The following is a 1369-nucleotide window of genomic DNA, read 5'->3' as shown; positions in this document are numbered from 1 at the left end:
AATGATTTAGTCTTAAGCAAACTAATTATGGCACTGGCTTTCAGCTAACCCACGAAAATGCGGAGGCTAGCATTTCACAGGGAGTCATTGTGTCTATGTATCACTATGAAATTGAGTCTTATTGTCGTATTTTATCTTTTTTCTTGGGATGTTATTGCAATGGAGCGCAACACCGGCGTCATTGATAAATTAATTCAAAATAACAATTACTCAGTGGAACTTTGGGAGCCTCGCGGGTTAATACCATCTCCAACCGCAGTCATTATCTCTCTTGAAAAAACAACGAATGAGTTTTTGATTTCGCTAAGGAAAATCCATCTCAATGACGGCCTTACTAGCGAGCAAAAGAAAGAACAAATTCAATTGTTAGTTGATCAGCTTCCATGGCTTGATTTTGATACTGAAGAAAGGGAGTTTCTTGCAGACACCATAGCGCCCGCTATTCAGTCTGTTGGGTTCAACCCTTGGAGCATCATTTGAGTAAAACACATAACAAACACATTAAGTCGGTCGCAAGCTCCCTGGGACAGTAACACGTGGGCTCTGTCGCTTCGCTCGGATTTTAGCCCACGTGTTACTGCCCCTTATGTGGGTGTTAGGTTTATAAGGAAGTATTGTGTCAACTCAAGCAAATCAAGATAAAAAACAAATGGCTTTGGGGTTCGTTTTACTTGGAGCGATACTTTATGGAGGCTACTTACTAATAGCTAAGCTCTGGTCAATTTTTTCGACTGTCGACCCCAAGCTTGCTGTAGGAATCGTCGCAGCATCAGCTACTGTAATTGTTTCATTAATTTCGGTATTGGTTTCGAAGCATCTTGAGAGAAAGGCTCAAATACTTGCTCATTTGCGCGAGAAAAAGGTTCCAACTTACGAAAAAATAATCAACTTTATATTTAGCCTTACATTTGCGGAAAAGCTTGGTAAGAAACAGCCAACTGAAAAAGAGATGATTAAATTTATGGCTGAAGTAACACAAGAATTAGTCATTTGGGGTTCAGATGAAATGATAGATGCATTTTATAAGTTCAGAATGAAAAGTATAGATAGTGCTAATGGCGCCAAACAAGAGCCTAACGAAATACTGTTCACAGTGGAAAGCTTGCTGTTGGCAATAAGGAAAGATTTAGGCCATAAAAATAAAAATATGCCAAAAGGCAAGTTGTTAGGGCTATTCGTTAATGACTTGCAAGTATAAACCTAACAAGTCAATTATGTTCGCCCAACAAGTTGGGCTGGGACGCGCAAACTACGCGCGCCCCATATTGAAGCGTTGGTATGACTCCCTTTGTCAACCCTGAACGAGCGTATCTCTGACATTCTTTCAGTCCATAATTAGCTTTGTTTCTCATTTAAAATAAATGAGCTA

The 1369-nt window shown here is 39.7% G+C and carries 2 protein-coding genes; both read left to right on the top strand.

What is annotated here, in order from left to right; genetic code table 11:
• Window positions 1–105: 105 nt before the first annotated feature.
• On the top strand, window positions 106–480 hold the full coding sequence (locus MHN02_RS21445; RefSeq protein WP_239247973.1) for a hypothetical protein: 375 nt from the start codon (window positions 106–108) through the stop codon (window positions 478–480).
• A gap of 136 nt (window positions 481–616) precedes the next feature.
• Window positions 617–1198 (top strand): hypothetical protein, encoded by a 582-nt coding sequence (locus tag MHN02_RS21440; protein WP_239247972.1) that lies wholly within the window; start codon window positions 617–619, stop codon window positions 1196–1198.
• Window positions 1199–1369 lie beyond the last annotated feature (171 nt).

This window comes from Alteromonas sp. CNT1-28, from assembly GCF_022348345.1.
Lineage (GTDB): Bacteria > Pseudomonadota > Gammaproteobacteria > Enterobacterales > Alteromonadaceae > Alteromonas > Alteromonas macleodii.
This window is presented reverse-complemented; position numbering and strand designations above follow the sequence as displayed.